Origin of the sequence: Rhodococcus sp. 14C212 (assembly GCF_011058195.1) — a bacterium.
Classification (GTDB): Bacteria; Actinomycetota; Actinomycetes; order Mycobacteriales; family Mycobacteriaceae; genus Rhodococcus; species Rhodococcus aetherivorans.
Genome location: NZ_JAALEH010000106.1, coordinates 1 through 18,322 on the forward strand (window position 1 = coordinate 1; position 18,322 = coordinate 18,322).

At 67.3% G+C, this 18,322-nt stretch carries 18 protein-coding genes and 1 pseudogene; 7 read left to right on the forward strand and 12 right to left on the reverse strand.

Annotated elements, in window-relative coordinates:
• Positions 1 to 168: 168 nt before the first annotated feature.
• Positions 169 to 774, forward strand: a complete 606-nt coding sequence (locus tag G6038_RS26820) for a TetR family transcriptional regulator (RefSeq protein WP_165041408.1) — start codon at positions 169 to 171, stop codon at positions 772 to 774.
• A gap of 478 nt (positions 775 to 1,252) precedes the next feature.
• On the opposite strand, the gene G6038_RS26825 is transcribed toward G6038_RS26820, so the two are convergent.
• The 8 genes from G6038_RS26825 to G6038_RS26860 form a co-directional block, all read right to left on the reverse strand.
• Complete coding sequence (locus G6038_RS26825) at positions 1,253 to 2,401, reverse strand: acyl-CoA dehydrogenase family protein (RefSeq protein ID WP_165041410.1); 1,149 nt, start codon at positions 2,399 to 2,401, stop codon at positions 1,253 to 1,255.
• A 32-nt stretch (positions 2,402 to 2,433) separates the two neighbouring features.
• A complete protein-coding gene (locus G6038_RS26830; protein WP_240918768.1) occupies positions 2,434 to 3,795 on the reverse strand; it encodes an MFS transporter in 1,362 nt (453 codons plus the stop codon).
• 73 nt (positions 3,796 to 3,868) lie between these two features.
• Entirely contained in the window at positions 3,869 to 4,663 is a 795-nt protein-coding gene (locus G6038_RS32205) for a MaoC/PaaZ C-terminal domain-containing protein (RefSeq protein WP_165041414.1), read from the reverse strand.
• Positions 4,660 to 5,838 carry an acyl-CoA dehydrogenase family protein gene (locus G6038_RS26840; protein WP_165041416.1) on the reverse strand — a complete coding sequence of 393 codons (1,179 nt, stop codon included), beginning with the start codon at positions 5,836 to 5,838 and terminating at the stop codon, positions 4,660 to 4,662. The genes G6038_RS32205 and G6038_RS26840 overlap by 4 nt, the downstream gene beginning before the upstream one ends.
• A 32-nt stretch (positions 5,839 to 5,870) precedes the next feature.
• The gene (locus G6038_RS26845) at positions 5,871 to 6,611 is read right to left on the reverse strand and encodes an enoyl-CoA hydratase/isomerase family protein (protein WP_165041418.1); all 741 of its coding nucleotides are present in this window, start codon (positions 6,609 to 6,611) and stop codon (positions 5,871 to 5,873) included.
• Positions 6,608 to 7,999 carry an amidase gene (locus tag G6038_RS26850; protein ID WP_165041420.1) on the reverse strand — a complete coding sequence of 464 codons (1,392 nt, stop codon included), beginning with the start codon at positions 7,997 to 7,999 and terminating at the stop codon, positions 6,608 to 6,610. The genes G6038_RS26845 and G6038_RS26850 overlap by 4 nt, the downstream gene beginning before the upstream one ends.
• Complete coding sequence (locus tag G6038_RS26855) at positions 7,992 to 8,753, reverse strand: SDR family NAD(P)-dependent oxidoreductase (protein WP_165041422.1); 762 nt, start codon at positions 8,751 to 8,753, stop codon at positions 7,992 to 7,994. The genes G6038_RS26850 and G6038_RS26855 overlap by 8 nt, the downstream gene beginning before the upstream one ends.
• Positions 8,754 to 8,805: 52 nt before the next feature.
• A complete protein-coding gene (locus tag G6038_RS26860) occupies positions 8,806 to 11,220 on the reverse strand; it encodes an alpha/beta fold hydrolase (protein ID WP_165041424.1) in 2,415 nt (804 codons plus the stop codon).
• Between the two features lie 179 nt (positions 11,221 to 11,399).
• On the opposite strand from G6038_RS26860, the gene G6038_RS26865 reads away from it, so the two are divergent.
• Positions 11,400 to 12,017: a TetR/AcrR family transcriptional regulator gene (locus tag G6038_RS26865; RefSeq protein ID WP_165041426.1), complete on the forward strand. Its 618-nt coding sequence runs from the start codon at positions 11,400 to 11,402 to the stop codon at positions 12,015 to 12,017.
• Positions 12,018 to 12,531: 514 nt separating this feature from the next.
• Here G6038_RS26865 and G6038_RS26870 read toward each other — a convergent pair.
• The 3 genes and pseudogenes from G6038_RS26870 to G6038_RS26880 form a co-directional block, all read right to left on the reverse strand.
• Positions 12,532 to 12,771 (reverse strand): annotated as a pseudogene (locus G6038_RS26870) (IS701 family transposase); the annotation flags it as partial.
• Between the two features lie 317 nt (positions 12,772 to 13,088).
• Positions 13,089 to 13,481: a hypothetical protein gene (locus G6038_RS26875; RefSeq protein ID WP_165041428.1), complete on the reverse strand. Its 393-nt coding sequence runs from the start codon at positions 13,479 to 13,481 to the stop codon at positions 13,089 to 13,091.
• 400 nt (positions 13,482 to 13,881) lie between these two features.
• On the reverse strand, positions 13,882 to 14,349 hold the full coding sequence (locus G6038_RS26880) for a GIY-YIG nuclease family protein (protein WP_165041430.1): 468 nt from the start codon (positions 14,347 to 14,349) through the stop codon (positions 13,882 to 13,884).
• A gap of 353 nt (positions 14,350 to 14,702) precedes the next feature.
• Between G6038_RS26880 and G6038_RS26885 the strand changes: the two genes are divergently transcribed.
• The 3 genes from G6038_RS26885 (at position 14,703) to G6038_RS26895 (ending at position 16,009) form a co-directional block, all read left to right on the forward strand.
• Positions 14,703 to 15,140 carry a helix-turn-helix domain-containing protein gene (locus G6038_RS26885; protein ID WP_165041431.1) on the forward strand — a complete coding sequence of 146 codons (438 nt, stop codon included), beginning with the start codon at positions 14,703 to 14,705 and terminating at the stop codon, positions 15,138 to 15,140.
• 99 nt (positions 15,141 to 15,239) lie between these two features.
• Complete coding sequence (locus G6038_RS26890) at positions 15,240 to 15,695, forward strand: PIN domain-containing protein (RefSeq protein ID WP_240918769.1); 456 nt, start codon at positions 15,240 to 15,242, stop codon at positions 15,693 to 15,695.
• A gap of 74 nt (positions 15,696 to 15,769) precedes the next feature.
• Positions 15,770 to 16,009, forward strand: a complete 240-nt coding sequence (locus G6038_RS26895) for an aldehyde dehydrogenase family protein (protein WP_346772933.1) — start codon at positions 15,770 to 15,772, stop codon at positions 16,007 to 16,009.
• Here G6038_RS26895 and G6038_RS26900 read toward each other — a convergent pair.
• Positions 15,999 to 16,550: a dihydrofolate reductase family protein gene (locus G6038_RS26900; protein ID WP_165041432.1), complete on the reverse strand. Its 552-nt coding sequence runs from the start codon at positions 16,548 to 16,550 to the stop codon at positions 15,999 to 16,001. The two genes, G6038_RS26895 and G6038_RS26900, sit on opposite strands and share 11 nt — an antisense overlap.
• Positions 16,551 to 17,011: 461 nt before the next feature.
• On the opposite strand from G6038_RS26900, the gene G6038_RS26905 reads away from it, so the two are divergent.
• Together G6038_RS26905 and G6038_RS26910 are read left to right on the forward strand one after the other, a co-directional pair.
• Positions 17,012 to 17,638 carry a hypothetical protein gene (locus tag G6038_RS26905; protein WP_240918770.1) on the forward strand — a complete coding sequence of 209 codons (627 nt, stop codon included), beginning with the start codon at positions 17,012 to 17,014 and terminating at the stop codon, positions 17,636 to 17,638.
• Complete coding sequence (locus G6038_RS26910; protein ID WP_165041436.1) at positions 17,639 to 18,283, forward strand: RES family NAD+ phosphorylase; 645 nt, start codon at positions 17,639 to 17,641, stop codon at positions 18,281 to 18,283.
• Positions 18,284 to 18,322: the final 39 nt, after the last annotated feature.

Sequence of the window (18,322 nt, forward strand, 5' to 3'; positions counted from 1 at the left end):
GAGGCGGGGCGTTCGGGTGGGTCGATTCGTCGACCCGGGTTCCACGAACCGCCGGCAGGGGGCGGGTCGTGGCAGCTGAGGGGTAACGACGACGGTCGTGCACCTGTCGTCTATCTTTACGGTACCTGGTACCGAAAATCAAGGCCGCGGCGGAGGGACCTGAGCGCGATGACCACGAGCAGACGCGGGCGTCCTCCGGCCTCGTCCCGTGCGCGGGTCGAGGCCGCGGCGTTCGACCTGTTTCTCGATCGTGGGTACGCCGCGACCGGGCTCGCGGACATCGCCGCCGCCGCCGGGATCAGCAAGACCACGTTCTTCCGGTACTACCCCACCAAGGGAGCGCTCATCTGGGCCGCCTTCGAGGAGCACACCCGCTACCTGCAGCGGGTGCTCGCGCGGGCTCCGGAGGACGTGCCGGTGATGGAGGTGGTGCGGGCGGGTGTGGTGGAGGCGGTGGCGGCCGGCATCGACGAGGAGGGTGTCTGGAGCAAACGGTTTCGGATCCTCGAGGCCTCGGACGAGTTGCAGGCCGAGGGGGCGCAGCGGTGGCTCACCTGGGCCGAGGTCGTCGCGACGTTCGTTGCCGGGCGTATCGGGGATCGTCCGGCGGCGGTGGTGCCGGCGAGTATCGGTGGGGCGGTGCAGGCGGCGGTTCTTGCCGTCGTGCGCGAATGGATGAGGCGTCCCGCGTCCCGCGGTGAGCTGCCGGCGGAGCTCGGGGCAGCGTTGGCCCCGTTGTGTCGAAGTCTGCAGGGCTGGCTCGAGGAGCTCTGACATGGGCGGTTCCGGCCCACGGGGGTCAGGGGGGGCGGTCCCTGCCGCGGAGGATGCCTCGCAGGCGCAGGCGGCGGAGCCGGTCGGGAGGATGCGGTCCTCGGGGTAGAGCGGCGGGATGGGCGCGGTGCCGCCCTTTTCCTCGATGGTCCATGGTGCTGTCGGGTCTTCCTGACGAGGGAAGATCCCTCGGCGTGGTCCGTGCAGAGGCTGGGAACTGTCTTACGGGGGTGCGGGGCGTCGGGAGTGCCTGGCACAGCTGCCTCCGTCTTCTTCGGGCCCGTCAGGTATTTCTGACGAAGACGATCATTCGGGGTGTGGGGTTGCCGAGTGTGTGGGGGTGTCTTGCGGGTGGTGTCGGGGTACCTGACACGCATGCCGCTCCGGGTGTGCTGCGCTGACCGGCCGCGACGGTGAGGACCCGGCGGGGGGCCCGAAGGCCGCCCCGCCGCGGGTGGGGTGAAGCTGGGAGGACTCGTCAGCGGAGTCCGAAGGAGTTTCCGATGATGTCGCGTTGGATCTCGTTGGTGCCGCCGTAGATCGTGGCACCGAGGGAGGCACGCACGTGCTGGACCATGTCGAACTCGGTGCAATAGCCGTAGCCACCCATCATCTGCATTCCCTCCAGGGCCATGTTCTTGGCGACCTCCGTGGCCTTGAGCTTGGCCATGGAGGACGCGCGCGCGAGTTCGTCGGCCTGCTTGGGGTCGTCTGCCTGTTGCGCCACGTTGTAGACGAGCAGTCGCGTGCACTCGATCTCGGTCGCGAGATCCGCGATCCGGTGTTTGAGCGCCTGGAACGAACCCACCCGGCGACCGAACTGCATGCGCTCGGAGACGAAGGCGAGACAGTCGTCGAACGCGCGCTCGGCGGTCCCGAGCATCTGCGCGGCGAGAATCAGCCGTTCGGTGGCCAGACCCGGCATGAGCTGAGCCCAGCCCTGACCGATCTCGCCGACGACCGAGTCGGCGGGGAGCACACAGTCGGCGAAGTAGAGGTCGTTGACCTCCGTGCCGTTGAGGGTGTCGATGCCCTTGATCGTCAGTCCCGGGGTGTTCGCCGGCACGTGGAACATCGTCAGTCCCCGATGCTTCTTCTCGCCGCGCTCGGTCCGCGCGACCAGCAGAATGCTGTCCGCGAGATGAGCATTGGTGCACCACGTCTTCTGGCCGTTGATCAGCCAACCGTCCGCGGTGCGCTCCGCGCGGCACGTCAGTGCGGCGACGTCGGAGCCGGCTTCGGGTTCGGACATCGCGATCGACAGTGCCGCGCCCTCCGCGAGCCGGGACAGCACCGTGGTCTTGAGATCCTCGTTCGCGAACTTGGTGTAGATGCCGGCCGTGATGAGCGTCGTGCCGTGCCATGGGACCGGGGCCATGCCGCGCGCGAGCTCCTCGAGGAGCACACACAGGTCGACGTGATTTCCGCCGGCGCCCCCGTACTCCTCGGGGACGTTGATCGCGGCCCAGCCGAGTTCGGCGATTCTGCGGTTGAGTTCGAGGCTGTGTCCTTCCCGGCCGCAGTCGGTGAGTTTGTCGCGTTGTTCGCGCGTACCCACCTCGCGGCGGCAGAACTCGCGGACGGCCGCCGCGAACTCGCGTTGCTCCTCGCTGAGCATCACAGTCATGAAAATCTCCTGATCGTTCGGATGGGTGCTGCTCAGACGGGATCGCCCACGCGGATCCGGGTGTCGCGGGACTCGTCGGCACGGTCGTCGTCGGCCACCGTGTCGGAGGTGAAGTGGCGCCGCATGGAGGCCGCGGCGACGAACGAGATGACGGCGGTGACGACGAGAATCGCGGCGAGGGGCCACCAGTGCTTCGTCCCGTCCGTGGGGACGAGAGCGGCCGCCACGAGCGGTGTGGGAGCGGCCCACGCGACACCGGAGAACGCGCTGCACAGGGCGACGCCGCTGTAGCGAACCTCGGTGGGGAACAGGTTGGCGGTCATGCTCGAGACCACCGCGTAGGTGGTGGCGTGGCCGAGGACGAGGGCTCCCGAGAAGGCGAGGATCATCAGACCCATGTTGCCGGTATTGAACAAGGCGAACAGCGGGAACGCGAAAGCGCCGGTGAACACCACACCGCCGACGAAGACCGTCCAGGCGGACAGCCGGTCGCAGAGGATGCCGACGCCGACCATCGCGAAGAGATCGATCGTCGCCGCGATGAGCAGGATCATCAGGGTGTCGCTCTTGGCGAAACCGTGGATGTTCGTCGCCATCGTGAGCATGTAGGTGGTGATCAGGTAGAACAGCACGATCACGCTGGCCTGCAGGCCGATACCGGCAAGCACTCGGCTCGGCATCGTGCGCAGGACGGTGGCGACGGGGTTCTTCGTGACGGTGCCGGTCTCCTTCACCTCGGCGAACTCGCTCGATTCCTCGACACCGAGCCGGATAGCGAGGCCGATGAGAACGAGGACGAAACCGGCGAGGAAGGGGATCCGCCATCCCCACGACATCAGCTGGTCGTTGGGCATCCGGGCGACGAAGTACATCACCACTGTGGCGAGTACCAGCGCGAGCGGGCTCGCGATCTGCGGCGCGGAGCCATAAAAGCGTTCGCGGGTCTTCGGCGCGTTCTCGACACTCATGAGAACGGCGCCGCCCCACTCGCCGCCCACGGCGACGCCCTGCAGGAACCGGAGCGCGGTGAGCATGATCGGTGCCCAGATGCCGATCTGCTCCCAGGTCGGCAGCAGGCCGATGAGTCCGGTGGCGGCACCCATCACCGTGAGGGTGGTGATCAGCGTCGTGCGCCGACCGAGGCGGTCTCCGAGATGACCGAAGACGAACGCGCCCACCGGGCGGGCGAGGAACGCGACACCGAGGGTCGCGAAGGAGGCGAGGATGCCGACGTTCGACCCCAACTCGGGGAAGAAGATCGTCGAGAAGACGAGCGTGGCGGCCGTGGCGTAGATGAAGAAGTCGAACCACTCGACTGTGGTGCCCACGAGGCTGGCGAGAAACGCTCGTTTTTGTTGCTTGGTTCCGAAACTGGAAGCGGCGTGTGGGGTCATCTGAGTCCCTTTCGGCGGAACTACGTGTGGGGCGGGGGATTTCCTTCGGTAGAACCGGACGGCGGGTGAGCGATCAGAAGCTCGCGTGACCGCCGGAGAGCACACCCGTGGTATCGATCCGGGCGTCGAAGTCGACCTCGGTGCCGGAAGCCTGCGCGCGGACGGCGAGGGTGGCGTCGGGGAGAACCGGAGCCGCGAACCGGGCGCGGAGTTCCCGCAGTTCCCACGGCTCGGCTCCGGCGGCGCCGGCAACGGTGCGCGCCGCGATACCCAGTGTGCACAGTCCGTGCAGGATGGGACGCTCGAAACCGTAGCTCGAAGAGACCGCGGGATCGATGTGGACGGGGTGCAGATCACCGGTGAGCCGGTACAGGGCCGGCAGGTTCGCCGCGATGTGGACGTCCTCGCGGAACGGCGCGTCCTCGAGATCGACCCGGGGCGACGACGGTGTGCGTTCACCGCCCCAGCCTCCCGAGCCCGGCAGGTGGATCGCGTAAATCGCGGTGAACTGCTCGCACGCGACCGCGACGTCGATCGTTGCGGCGGATCCCTTGTCCCACACGTCGGCGACGCGCGCGTGCATCTCGAGCTTGCCGGAACGAGGCAGGGACCTGTGGACCGTCAGCTGCTGCGCGGCGTGCAGCGACTTCAGACGGTCGTAGGCACCGAGGGAACCGGCATCCTCGACGGCCCACAATCCGAGCCCGAGTCCGAAGGTGGGCAGCACATGCAGGTCCCGCTCGTACACCAGCGACAGCTGGTCGGGACGGGCACCGACGCACAACGCGTAGAGGATGGCGTCGGATTCGTCGTACGACACGACGCGGGTACCGAGATCATGACCTTTCAGCGCAGCGACAGCGTTCACCGGAATGCTCCGATCTTCGTGACGGCCTGCCCGAGGACCAACGTGTGGACCTCGTTCGTGCCCTCGTAGGTGTAGACGGACTCGAGATTGTTCATGTGCCGGATCACGGGATACTCCAACGTGATTCCGCTCGCGCCGAGCATGCCGCGGGCTTCGCGCGCCACATGCAGGGCCTGGGCGACGTTGTCCTTCTTGCCGAAGCTGATCTGGGCCGGCGTGAGGTTACCGGCGTCCTTGAGCTTGCCGAGGTGGATGGCGAGCAGATGGGCACGGTTGACGCGGATCAGCATGTCGGCGAGCTTGCCCTGGGTGAGCTGGAAACCGGCGAGCGGCTTGCCGAACTGGGTGCGCTGCAGGGTGTAGTCGAGCGCCGCCTCGTAGCAGTCGCGAGCCGCGCCGACAGCGCCGAACAGGATTCCGAAGCGGGCCTCGTTGAGGCAGGAGAGAGGACCCTTGATCCCGACGACGCCGGGAAGCGCCGCGCTGCCGGGCAGACGGACGTTGTCGAGGACGATCTCGGCGGTGATCGAGGCGCGGAGCGACAGCTTCTTCTCGATCTTGCGGGCCTGATAGCCCTCGGTCCTGGTGTCGACGACGAAGCCGCGGATGCCCTCGTCGGTCTGTGCCCAGATGACGGCGACGTCGGCGATGCTGCCGTTGGTGATCCACATCTTGGTGCCGTTGAGGATCCAGTCGTCGCCGTCGCGGCGGGCGGTGGTGCGCATGCTCGACGGGTCGCTGCCCGAATCGGGTTCGGTCAGGCCGAAGCAGCCGATGGCCTCGCCTGCCGCCATGCGCGGCAGCCATTCCTGCTTCTGCTCCTCGGATCCGAACTTCCAGATCGGGAACATGGCCAGCGAACCCTGCACGGAGACGAAGCTGCGGGCGCCGCTGTCGCCGGCTTCGAGTTCGAGGCAGGCCGATCCGTATGCGACGGCGCTCATGCCGGCGCAACCGTAGCCCTCGAGGTGCATGCCGAGCATGCCGAGCTTGCCGAATTCGAGTGCCATCTCCTTCGGGAACTCGTGGTTCTCGAACCACTCACCGACGTTCGGCTTGATCTTCTCGTTCACGAGCTGGCGGACGGTGTGCGCGACCATTCGCTCCTCCTCGCTCAGCAGTTGCTCGAGCGCGAGGAAGTCCTGCGGGTCGGGAGTGAGCGTGGTGTTCGTCATGGGCTTCTTTCCAGAAGTAGGGTCGGCAGAATTCACGCGCCGTGCCGCGCGGAGGCGGCGGCCACGGCGGCATGCCGTGCAGGACTGTCCATCAATCGGATCCGTGTTTCGTGCCATTCGACGTCGTCGTAGCGATCCTCGTCGAGGCGGTGGAGCAGGAATCGGGTCGCGGCGAGGGCGTCCCGGGGAAGGCCGACGAGTCGCTCGGCAAGTGCCAGTCCGTCTTCACGGGGATCGCCGTCGGCCGTGTGGGTGACCAATCCGCTGCGCAGGGCGTCGTCGGCGTCGAACCGGTCGGCGAGGACCAGCAGCCGGGTGATCGTCGTGCGCGGGAGCACCGAGTGGATCCGCCGAATGGTTTCCGGGTTGTAGAGCAGGCCGAGCTCGACCGCCGGAACCCGGAACCACGCCTCGGTCCCGGCGATCCGGACGTCGCACGAGGTGGCCAGTTCGACACCTGCGCCGACGCACGGGCCGTCCACGACCGCGATCACGGGGACCGCGCTGTTGCGGATCGCCGAGCACGCATTCTCGAGATCACGGTCGTAGTCGAGGTCGGCGGACGTGCCCGTCAGATCGGCGAAGTCCGCACCGGCGCAGAACACCGGGCCGGAATTCGTCAGCACCACGGCGCGGACGTCCTCCGGGAGGCCCGTGATGACCTGACGGAGTTCACCGAGCAGCTCACGCGACAGCGCGTTCCCTCGCTCCGCGCGATCGAGTACGACCTCGAGCACGTTCCCGTGACGACGGCAGTCGAGCCCGGTGGTCACGGTACGGGCTCCGGTTCCGGGACCTTCGCGTCGGCCCAGCGTTCACGCACCGGTGCGTAGTCGAAAGCGAGTGCCACTTCGAGGGATTCGGCGAGGTTCAGCAGTTCTGCGTCGCGTCCCCGAGCCGTCACCAACTGTGCGCCGATCGGTAGTCCGTCGTGGATACCTGCCGGAAGCGAAATCGCCGGCGTGGCTGCCACATTGAATGGTGACGTGAACGGGAAGGCACCCCACAACCAGTCCACTTTCTCGCCGTCGATGGTCTTCGGGCGCTGGTCGTGCGGGAACGCGACCGTGGCCACCGTCGGGGTGAGGATCGCATCGAAGCGGTGGAGGAAGCTGTCGATGCGACGCCGGAAGTCCGTCAAGGACTCGCGTGCGCTGGCAACTTCCGCGCTGCTCAGTCGCGATGCCGCACACAGGCTCGCGTGTTCGTAGGGAGTGAGCAGCTCCGGACGGTCGAGCAGGTGGGCACGTTCGCGGAGTTCGTCGTCGAGCACGAGGGGGCCGAAGATCTCGTTCCAGCCCTGGATCGGCACGTGCGTCTCGATCACCTCGTGGCCGAGCTCCGACAAGGTGGAGGCCACGGCGTCGAGTGTGCGGGCGACGGCGGAATCGACGGGTCGTCCGTCCGGACGGGGCGAGTACGCGATCCGGCGCGGTGCTGTCGCAGCGCGCTCGAACCTCGTCTCGGCGAGAACCTCCACCATGATCCGAGCATCGTCCACCGTCCAGGCGAGCGGTCCGGCAGTGACGAAGTCCGTCATCGCGCGGAATCCGCGCTCGTCGGGGCACAGTCCCGTGGTGGGTTTGTAGCCGACGAGTCCGCTGAAGGCGGCGGGAATCCGGATGGACCCCCCGCCGTCCGAACCGAGTGCGATCGTGGCGAGGCCGGCGCCGACCGATGCTGCCGCACCCCCGCTCGAGCCGCCCGGGGTCCGGGAGGGATCCCACGGATTGCCGGTCTCGGGTCCGAGCAGATTGTCGCTGGTGGCCGATTGGCAGAACTCGGGAACGCTCGTCTTGCCCGGCATCACCGATCCCGCGGCGCGCAGGCGCGCGACGGCCCCGGAGTCCGATCGGGCGATACGGCCACGCTGGGTCAGCGATCCGAGGCTGGTCTCGGTGTCGGCGAGGTGGAAGGCGTCCTTGATGGACACCGGGACCCCGAGCAGGGGTGCACGCTCCCCACGGCGGTAGCGTTCGGCCGCCACGGTGGCCTGCAGACGTGCCAGGTCGGCGGTGACCGTCACGTAGGCGCGTAGCTGGGGGTCGAGCTGTTCGATTCGCGCGAGCACCTGCTCGGTCACGTCGATCGGGTTCAGGTCGCCGCGTGCGTAGGCGTCGGTCAGTTCCCTGATGGGCAGGTGCAACGGGTTGTCAGCCATGCGGGTGCACTCCGCCGCTGATGCCGTAGACCTCACCGGTGACGTAGCCGGCGTCGGGTCCGACGAGGAACGAGACCAGACCGGCGACGTCCTCGGGGCGGCCGACGCGTCCGACGAGGGAGCGGTTTTCCGCGTAACCGGAGAAGAACTCGTCCGGGTAGATCTTGCGGAGGAAGTCGTTGTAGATGAGGCCCGGGGTGATGGCATTGACCCGGATGCCGTGCTTGCCGTTCTCCGCGGCGGCGACGCGCGTCAGAGCCAGGACACCGGCCTTCGCGGCGGAATAGGCGGCCCCGTGCTCGGTGCTGGTCTCGTACGCGGCGATCGAGCTGATGTTGACGATGGCGCCGGAGTTGTTTTGCTGCATCACCGGAAGCGCGTACCGCATGGTGTAGAAGGTGCCGTTCAGATCGACATCGAGGCAACGCTTCCAGGTGTCCGAGGACATCTCGGCGACGGGTTCGATCTTGCTCCAGCCGGCGTTGTTGACGAGAACGTCGAGTCGTCCCTTCTTCGAGGCGATCTCGGATACGACGGTTTCGACCCGGGATTCGTCGGTGACGTCGAGGATGTGGTGGTCGAAGTCGCGTCCGTACTCGGCGGTGAGTTTCGAGGCGAGTTCCTGGCAGCGGCGCTCGTGGATGTCGGTGACCACGACGTCGAAGCCGTCGGAGGCGAGGCGGGCGGCGATCGCGGCGCCAATCCCTGCGCCCGCGGCGGCGGTGACGAGGGCGGTGGGGCGTTCTTGCATCATGGAGCCTTTCGAAGATGCTGAGAATTCGGAAGTTCGGGTGTGGGCCGGCTGGTCAGGAACCGAGGATGTGGCGGAGCGCGTCGATCGATTGTTCGGGTTGATCGACGAGCATCAGGTGTCCCGCGCCGGAGATTTCAAAGTAGCGGGCGTGCTCGATGGCGTTCAGGATGATCTCCGCGGCCTTCTTCGGGCAGAAGGTGTCGTGGTCTGCTCCGACGATCGTGACCGGCACGTCGGGGCCGATCTTCGACAGTTCGGGGGTGAGCGGCGACTCGACCAGGGCCGCCATCGCGGTGGAGGCGTTGATGTAGCCCTGCCCGTCACCGACGGCCTCGAGCCGGTAGGCCGTGACGGCATCGACATCGGAGGCAGGATTGTGCAGGGCGGCTGCGGTGTCGGCGTGCAGTGCTGCCTTCTGCTCTGCGCGGTCGGTGCCGCGGAACAGGTCGATGCGTCCGGCGTAGAAGGCGGCTGCGCCACGGCCCACGACACTCGACGTGCCGAGGGCGACGACCTCGGTCACCAGGTCGGGTCGTTCCGCCGCTACCGACAGGACGACGGTGCCACCGAGGGAGAACCCGACGCAGATCGCGGGACCGCTGACCTGCTCGAGGAAGGCGATCAGGTCGTCACGCAGCTGCGCGAGAGTCCCGGCGGGGGACCCGACGGTCGTGCGGCCGTGTCCTCGGAGGTCGTAGGCGTAGGTGGTGACGCCGAGGTCGGCTTCCTGCACGGCGCGCCAGCTGTGGTGGTCCTCGGCGAGCCCGTGGATCAGGACGACTGCGGGGCCGTGGCCGGCCCGCCTGTAGGTCACGTCGATGTCTTGTAGTGTGACGGTCTGCGTCGTCGCGTTGTCGATACTCGCGGTCATAATGTCTCCTGACGAAATCGATTCTCTGAGAACATTCTTGCGGATCTTTCCGGCGGGGGTCTCGGGCATCGTCGACACGATGCGGATCGACTCCGGCCACAGTCTGCGGGGGACGCCGCGGTGGGACAGCCAGTCGATCAGTTCGCCGAAGCCAGGAGCGTCACCAAGCGGTTGGATGACGGCGCAGATCCGCTCGCCGAGTCGGTCGTCGGGACTGCCCACAACTGCCACTCGGGAGATCTGCGGGTGTCCGGAGAGGACGTTCTCGATCTCGACGGGGGAGATGTTGACTCCGCCGCGAATGATGAGGTCCTTCAGACGGCCCGTCAGACGCAGGTAGCTGTCGTCGTCGACGATTCCGGTGTCACCGGTTCGGAACCAGCCGTCCGCGGTGAAGGAGTCGCGGTAGAGCTCGTCCTGACCGATGTATCCGAGGAAGAGCGACGGGGTCCGCATGACGATCTCACCGTCCGTCCCGCGTGAGGTGATCGCGCCGCGGTCGTCGATCGTCTCGAGGATGACACCGGGCATCACCTTTCCGCAGGTACGGGCAACGAGATCGACGGAATCGTCCGGCAGGCTCGAAGTCGCCCCGCCCTCGCTCATCGCCCAGATCGCCGCGATCCGGGTGTCGGGCATCTGCTCCTGTGCCTGTTCGATGAGGCTGGGTGCGACGGGCGCGCCACCGCACAGGAAGATCCGCATTCCGGCGAGTTTGGGAGTCGGAGATTCCCATTCAGCGTCCACGACGTCCTTGAGGAAAGGCGTAGCGGCCACGGTGATCTCGCAACCGTGCCGCTCGACCAGCTCGAGGGCGCGCCGCGGATCCCAAGCATCTTGCAGGACGAGCGCGGCACCTGTCATCAGCGACATTCGCGCGCCGTGCCAGAAGCCGGTGCTGTGGCCGAGAGGCGAGGGCATGAAGATCGGACGCTCGCCGGAGACCTCGTAGCGGTCAATGACCATCCGGTTGTAGGCGCTCAGGCTCGACTCGGAGTGGGCGATGGCCTTCGACTGTCCGGTGGTGCTCGAGGAGAACAGCACGTGGGCAAGGCCCTCCGGATAGACGGGAACCGTGGCCGGCGGACCGTCGAAGGTGCGCCAGGTACGAGTGCCGTCGGTGCCGTCCACGAGCAGGACGTGCACCTCGTGTCCGAGTTCTTCCGCCAGCACCGCGGATTCGGTGGCGAAATCGCGTCCGCGGTGGGAACGGGGGAGTACAACGGCCTTGGCGCCGACGAGCTGCGCGGTGTAGGCGATGGACTTCGGGTCGGTCGTCACCGGGAGGGTCGCCGGAATCAGCGCGCCTCGGACGACTCCGAGATAGCAGGCCATCCACTCCGTCCAGTTGGGCATGCAGACGATGACCAGGTCGCCGGCGGCCAATCCGTGGGCGGCAAGTTCTCGTTCGATGTCGCCTGCGAGGTTCCACAGTTCGGCGCGGGTGAGGGTGTGGCCCCGGTCGTCGCTGACCGCGACGGGGTGCGGGTCACACTCGAGGTGTCCGAGGAACAGGTCGAGGGGAGTCCGGGCGCCAGCGCCGGGCGGGCGCTCGCCGGGTACGGCGGGCGCAAGGATGCTTGCACGGGAATTCACGAAGACTCCGTTTCGGTGGAAGCCGGATGCAGAAGGCGCGGCACGAGAGGCAGTCGCGGCGTCGTTGGAACAATTCTGTGGGGTAACATGGCTCACGTCAAGAGAGTGACGTCGCTTTTTTGTAAACACTTCTGACGGGCGTGTTAAGCGGTTACGATGCCCGCAACGACAGGAGGGACATGCCGCACCTACCGAACACCACCAAGGGGCGTCGCACCCGCACCAAACTGCTGGAAGCAGCACGCTCGGTCTTCGCCCGCGTCGGATACGTCGGCGCCACCATGAGTGGCGTGGCGACGGAAGCGGGGATGTCGCTTGGGGGGCTGTACAGGTACTTCAGCGACAAGGAGGACTTGTTCGCCGCGCTGATCGCCGACACTCACGACGACTTGTTCCGTGCCAGCGGCGCGACCGAGCACCGCATCGAGGACGATCCGTACCAGGCGCTGCTCGAGGCGAATACCGGATATCTGACGCACTACTACGACAACCGCGACATCATGCGCACGCTGGTCGAAGCAGCCAGCGTCGATCCGCGGTTCCGGGAATTCTGGTGGCAGATGCGCAACCGGCACGTCGATCGCTTCACCACCGTCCTGAGGCTCAAATGCGGGATGGAGGCGGTCGACGGCATCGATGTCAGGGGCATGGTCGAAGCCGTCGCGTGCATGGTGGAGCAGTCGGCGTATGTTTGGTACGCGCAGGAGGAACTACAGCGGGCACCCATGCCGCTCGACCAGGCCGCGCAGATCGTGACGCGCATCTGGCACGCCGCCTTCTTCGGAAATCGTCGCTGACGTGCCATCGACACGGCGGCATCGGCCGTCGGACGATGAATCCCTTCCGGGCCGCGGGCTCACGTGCCCGCGGGCTGGGCGTCGTGGTGTCGAAAGGAGTCCGCTACACGCGTTGACAGGTCGGCAGCCATCGCTACGTTTCTTCATATTACCGTCTGTTTCACTTCGGTGATCGACGTCCACGACTCTCCGAAGTCCTCCACGCACACCACCCGGAGGAATCTTCATGTCCGACACCCTTCACCACGCCGGAGAGCGCGCTCGCGTTCTACGTCGGTTTCCGGTTGATGGCCGCCCGCCCGTCGCGCCTTCCGACCTTTCGGCGACATCGTCGAAAACAAGCCCCACTACTGCAACGACAGTTTGTGATGTCGACGTTTGTGGTGGCTGACGCGGGCTCTGGTCTGGCTGACGCGGCGCCAGTTCGACCAGCGCCACACGTGGAGGAGAGCATGCCTCACCGGGCACGCGACACCATTGAATAAACGCCGAATCTCGTTGGTCGTCAGCCGAATCAACTGTCCGGGGCCGGTTGAAAATCCCCCTTTCGGGTGCCTCGATGCAGGATCGTCAGGAACGCGGCCGCGGCCATGGACAGGGTGATGTGCCGGTACCAGGCGGTGTACCCGCGGACCAGGTAGTGGCCGAGTCCGGTCTCGTTCTCGGCGGTCTGGAAGCATTCCTCGATCGCCCAGCGGCCGCCGGCGACTCGCACCAGTTCGGCGAGCGGGGTGTCGGCGGGTCCGTAGCAGATGGCACGGTGGGGAACTGCTCGGCGTCTTCCTCGTCGACCTCGATCTCGGTCGTCTCGGCGACCAGGTCCGGGCTCGGCCGAAACGCCGCCACGACCTCCAGATAGCAGACCGGACGCGACTGCCCGACGTAGAGGGTGCGCCGGTTGCCGTCCGGATCGTCCCACCGGCCGGTGAACCGACCTTTCTCGGCGTACTCCCACTTCCGTCCGTCCCCACGGACAGGGAGCGAACCCGACCCGATGCACCTCGGTACCCCGGCGCGGGCGGCCGCGCAGCGATCCGTGCGGCGTCTCGATGACCTGGTGTGGGGGATCGCTCATCCGACGGCGGCGAACTGACGGGCCGCGGCCGACACCTGCGGGCCGACGTCGGCGAGCTCGCCTTCGCGCAGCAGCAGCGCCGGCGCCCGGTCGTCGAGGATCGGATTCAAGCCCTGGAACCAGGCTTGGGCCACCATGGGGCTGTCGCAGTCGCAGATCAGCCGGGCCGCGCGGTAGGCCACCCGCAGCCGCGCGAGGTCGGTGTCGCTGCCGACCGCGCGGGTGCCCTCGGCCCATTGCCGCACCGCGCGGGTTTCGGGGCCCCGGCCCAGGTGGGCGACGAGCCGGGCGCCGAGCAGCTCCCGCAGCGCGGTCACCGGCTCCACCGGGCTCATCCGCGCGGCCTGGTGGTAGGCGAGCAGATCGGGACGCTGAGGCGCTGTCGTCATCTCGACCACCCCCTCATCACAGGAGAGATCACCCCCTCCCCATCGCATGGGGAACAATCCGGTCCCACCCTCGGCGACGCTCGCACCACGCGTCAGGTGTGTCTGACGCAACGGTGTCTGTCGTAGGCGCGGGCCGCAGTTCCGGTGCCGTCTCCGATATTTTCCAGAGGAACGACAAGACTCGATGGACCGAAGGCGGCCTTGTCGGCCGGATGCCAGCCAGCGTCCTCACCCACCCGGCAGGACCGTGAGTGCTACCAGCCCGGTCCTCGTCCTTCCGTATGGGTACCCATGACCCATAGGGGTTGTAGCGAAGGAGCGAACGCCGACCAGGGAACGCTCCGTCGACCACCTAAGCGCGGACCGCGGCGGTCGCCGGGCTCCGGGGCAGCCCCCGGCGTCAGAACGAGGTGTCCTTCTTGCCGATGCTGACCGGGTATTCCTCCGCCTCGGGTTCGGCGGTGTAGGAGAGCACCTCCCCGACGTGTCGGCGCGGCACGTCGAGCACCTCGTCGGGGGTGGCGGAGAAGAACTCCCGCCGAGGGTTGACCGTGTTGACCCGGCGCTCGGCGAACGCCTGGTGCAGCGTGCTTTCCACCGTGACGGCGTCGTCGGCGAAGAACAAGGCGTGCACATCGAACCGGAACGGCACCGACGCATCACCGAGCTCGCGCACCCGGTTCATCGGGTCGAGCCGGCGGGTCATGCCGATCTTGACCATGCTGATCCCGAACGCACCGATGTTGGAGATGACGTAGACGAACCCGGCCCGGATGTTCGCCGCCCGATAGTCCACGTCGTCGAGCGCGCGTCGGACCTCGGCCAGCTTGGCGCGCAGCCGCTCGGCACCGGCGCTGTCCTCGGCCATCTCGTTTCGTTCGCCCTGGAGCGGAATGTTCCGGTGGGTAATCGACGCTCCGGCACCGCGGCAAGTTCATCACCGCCATGAGCGGTGCAACCCACGCGTTCTACGCGACGGTGGTGCAGCTGCTGCGCGAATGGGTACTCACCGGCCCCACACCGCCGGAGAAGACGGACACCGAAGGCGAATAATATCGAGGCTCAACGGATCGCATTGGTGCGGCAGCCCGGGCCGGGGCGGTGGAGGCCGCCGAGCGTCTTCGTGGGGTGATCCTGGAAAGAGGGGGGCGTCGCTGACGTCGCCCGGCCGCCGTTGCGGTTGTTTCGTTTGTTGCGTATATTTCGTTTAGGAGGTGCGTGATGTCCGCAGCACATGATCAGCCGACCGTTGTCGAGCAGGAGCAGGCCCGTCAAGCACTGCAGTTGCTTCGTGATGTCGATCCGGCGGGGGAGACCCTGGATGTGACCGTGGCCGGTACCTCGGAGTGGGTGCATCTTCCTCGTGCGGCACTCGATCCGATCCGCGAGGTGTTGGCTAATATGGCCGCGGGGCAGGGGGTCACCGTCGTCCCGGCGCACGCGGAGCTGACGACCCAGCAGGCCGCGCAGATGCTCAATGTCTCGCGCCCGCATGTGATCAAGCTCCTCGACGAGGGGCGCATCGAGTACCGGATGGTCGGCCGGCATCGCCGGATCCTTGCATCCTCTCTGCTCGCCTACCAGCGGACGCAGCTGGGGAGCTCGCGTGCCGCCGCGGACGAGCTGGCGGCCCTGACGGAAGACCTCGGGCTGTACTGACGTGACCTTCACCGTGCTCTATGACGCGAATGTGCTGTACCCGAATGTTTTACGAGACGTGCTGATCCGGCTCGCGCAGACCGGCCTGGTGCATGCTCGGTGGGACGGATCGCATCCTCCGGCGAGACGTTCGAGAACCTGGCCGAAAATCGCCCGGACCTCCCGGCAGCGACGTTGACGAAGCTGCGGGAACTGATGAACAGGGCGGTACCGGACTGCCTGGTCACCGGCTACGAGACCCTCATTCCCGCACTCATGCTGCCGGATGAGGACGACCGGCATGTGCTCGCCGCGGCGATCCGCGCCGGCGCACAGGTCATCGTCACCGCGAATCTGCGGGACTTCCCCGACTCGAAGCTCGCGCACTTCGGCATCGAGGCAAAGCATCCGGACGAGTTCGTGATGGGTCTGTTCCACCTCGACGGGGTGCGGGTCCATCAGGCGGTCAGTGCGACGGCCGCGGCCTGGCGTCATCCACCCGGGACCCCGGCTGATGTGTGTGACCGCCTTGCGGCTGCGGGGCTCCCTATTTCCGCGGCCGCCCTCCGTCGCTGAGCAAGGTAGGGAACCGCGGGTAACTCTGCATGGTGTGGTTGCTCGTCTGAGGTCTGGGGGGTTGCGGCCGCGAGATCACCGACCCCGCCACCGGCGCACTCGTGGGCCGGGTCGCCGAACCGGGCGTCGCCGAACTGAACACAGCGGTGGCGGCGGCAAAGGCCGCCCGGCCGGACTGGGCCGCTCGCGGCCACGACGAGCGCCGGGCGCTGTTGAACCGGGCCGCCGACGCCGCCGAGGCGAACACCGAAGCGCTGGCGGTGACGGTCGCGCGGGGATGCGCTTGTTGCGGGTGTGCAGGTCTCAGTGGGTGAGGTAGCGCAGCATCACCACGGTGTCGAAGTGCTTGGTTTCGACCAGTCGGAGCGGCAGGTGTTGGTCCAGTGGCGGGAAGAGCGGGGTGCCGCCGCCGAGCACGACCGGGGAGAGGAACAGTTGGTACTCGTCGATGAGCCCGTGGGGGATCGGTGAGGCCGCCAGGCCCGCGCCGCCGACCTCCATGACCCCGTCGCCTGCGGTTTTGAGTCGGCGCACCACGGCGACTGCGTTCTCTCGGATCAGCGTGCTGTTCCAGTGGACCTCGGGGAGTGTCCGGGAGAAGACGACCTTGGGTTTGTGTGTCCAGAGCTGAGCGAATTCGCGTTCGACGCGCGGCGCGTCGTCGGGCACGTGCGGCCAGTACTCGGCCATCAGCTCGTAGAGTCGGCGCCCGTGCAGCGAGATCTCGATCTGGCGGTATCGGTCGTTGTGGAACTGGTGTAGTTCCTCGTCGGGGTCGGTCCAGTCGATGTTGCCGTCGCGTTCGTTGATGTAGCCGTCCAAGGACACCCCGAACCCGTAGATCAGTTTCCTCATGACGGGGCAGACCTCCGGTGCGCTGTGAACTCATCGGTTCGTCGGTGTTGTTCAGCGTGCCGTATGCGATACCGGATCAGGGGCGATATTCGGTGAGGCGGTCGAAAGCTGTTCGCCGTCTTCTCCCGAGCACTTCCTCGGCCTGCGTTCCCTCGCGGCGGCCGAGCCCGGTAAAGATGTCGGTGTCGATCGCCGGTCAAGTCCCGTGAGGTGGTGTGCGACGTCGTCGTGTGATTCCTCGTCGTCGGTTCAGGCGGTCAAGGTGAGTGTCACCTCCTCCGTCGGTTCGGTGAGGGTCTCAGCGGGCGTGTTGCTGCGGGAGCGGGCGAGGACGTCGAGTCCGGGACCCGGCCCACGGTGGAGCGGTACGGCAGCCCGTCACGGGGCGATAGTGGCCTGGCCCATTTCGCGCTATCATGAATTTGTGTGTGATAAATGGTGAAAGTGGGGGGTTGGGTGTGATGAACGAGGCCACCGATGCCAGCACCGAAGCCCGCTATTTGCGCGGCGATCTCGGTTTCGAGGATGCGCTGCGGGAGGTGACGGGCACCGACGTCGGGCGCCAGTTCTTCGCCCGGATCCTGCACGGCCTGTCCGACCGGAACCCGGCGGCACCGCCGCTGTCCGACCACGACGCGGCCCTGCTCGATCGGGCCGGGTTCGTCGACGACCCGGCCGCGGCGACGGCCGCGCGGGTGGACCGCGACATTCGCATGCAGGAACTGGTCCGCAGCTCCCTGTCGATCGCGGAGGCCGCGGACCGTCTCGGGGTGACCGCGGCCCGGATCCGGCAACGCCTCGGCGAGGGCACCCTGTGGGCGTTTGCGTCGGGCCGGAACCGCTTGCTGCCGCCTGCCCAGTTCACCGACACCGGTGCGGTGCCGCACCTCGAGCGGGTGGTGCCGTTGTTGGCGAAGGATCTGCACCCACTGACCGTGCAGGCGTTGCTGACCCTCCCGCAACCCTCCCTGACCGTGGAGGGGCGGCCGGTGTCGGTCGTGGCGTGGTTGACCGGCAGCGCCGGAACCGCCGCCGATATCGAACAGGTCCGAGGCGTGATCACCGCCGCCGACTGGGAATCGGCATAGATGGGGTCGATGCTGCCCGCACCGCCGACCATCGCCGACCTTCGTGATGCGGGCGTGCGCCCCGGGGAAGTGATCGACTGGCAACCGGCCGAGGTGGTGTGGCGGGTGCATCGCACCACCGGCACCCATGTGCTGCCGTGGAATGGAATGCGCACGTTCGGGCCGATCCTGCGGTTCGACCACCATCCGCACCCGCGGGCCGAACATCCCGGCTACGGCATCTGGTACGGCGCCTCCAGTCCCCGCGGCGGGCTGGCCGAGGCGTTTCAGAGCGCCCGGGTGATCGACCGCCACCGCGGCAACCCATATCTGACCGGGCTGCGATTCACCCGGCCGCTGAGACTGCTCGATGTGTCCGGCATCGGAGACGGGACGTGGGCGACCCGGGTCGGCGGCAACCATGCCCTCGACTCCGCCGCACACGGCCGAACCCAGCACTGGGCCCGCACCATTCACCGCGCCCATGACGATCTCGACGGGATCGTCTACCGCGGCCGGTTCGCCGGCAGTGTCTGCATTGCGATCAGCGAACGGGCCACCGACGCGTTCCCTGCGCTGCCGGCGTTGTCGCTGCCGTTGTCGCATCCCGGGTTGTCCGGACCGATCGACAGCGCGGCCTACCAGCTCGGCTACACCATCACCTGACGCTGTGACAAGGGCGGGCAGGAGGACGTGGCGGGGGTG

Bases quoted from the DNA above. Each gene is read 5' to 3' on its own strand.
- G6038_RS26825 (WP_165041410.1), bottom strand. From the start codon at position 2,401: ATGACTGTGATGCTCAGCGAGGAGCAACGCGAGTTCGCGGCGGCCGTC.
- G6038_RS26900 (WP_165041432.1), bottom strand. From the start codon at position 16,550: ATGAGGAAACTGATCTACGGGTTCGGGGTGTCCTTGGACGGCTACATC.
- G6038_RS26880 (WP_165041430.1), bottom strand. From the start codon at position 14,349: ATGGCCGAGGACAGCGCCGGTGCCGAGCGGCTGCGCGCCAAGCTGGCC.
- G6038_RS26820 (WP_165041408.1), top strand. From the start codon at position 169: ATGACCACGAGCAGACGCGGGCGTCCTCCGGCCTCGTCCCGTGCGCGG.
- G6038_RS26840 (WP_165041416.1), bottom strand. From the start codon at position 5,838: ATGACGAACACCACGCTCACTCCCGACCCGCAGGACTTCCTCGCGCTC.
- G6038_RS26885 (WP_165041431.1), top strand. From the start codon at position 14,703: ATGTCCGCAGCACATGATCAGCCGACCGTTGTCGAGCAGGAGCAGGCC.
- G6038_RS26855 (WP_165041422.1), bottom strand. From the start codon at position 8,753: ATGATGCAAGAACGCCCCACCGCCCTCGTCACCGCCGCCGCGGGCGCA.
- G6038_RS26875 (WP_165041428.1), bottom strand. From the start codon at position 13,481: ATGACGACAGCGCCTCAGCGTCCCGATCTGCTCGCCTACCACCAGGCC.
- G6038_RS26910 (WP_165041436.1), top strand. From the start codon at position 17,639: ATGGGGTCGATGCTGCCCGCACCGCCGACCATCGCCGACCTTCGTGAT.
- G6038_RS26830 (WP_240918768.1), bottom strand. From the start codon at position 3,795: ATGACCCCACACGCCGCTTCCAGTTTCGGAACCAAGCAACAAAAACGA.
- G6038_RS26850 (WP_165041420.1), bottom strand. From the start codon at position 7,999: ATGGCTGACAACCCGTTGCACCTGCCCATCAGGGAACTGACCGACGCC.
- G6038_RS26905 (WP_240918770.1), top strand. From the start codon at position 17,012: ATGAACGAGGCCACCGATGCCAGCACCGAAGCCCGCTATTTGCGCGGC.
- G6038_RS26865 (WP_165041426.1), top strand. From the start codon at position 11,400: ATGCCGCACCTACCGAACACCACCAAGGGGCGTCGCACCCGCACCAAA.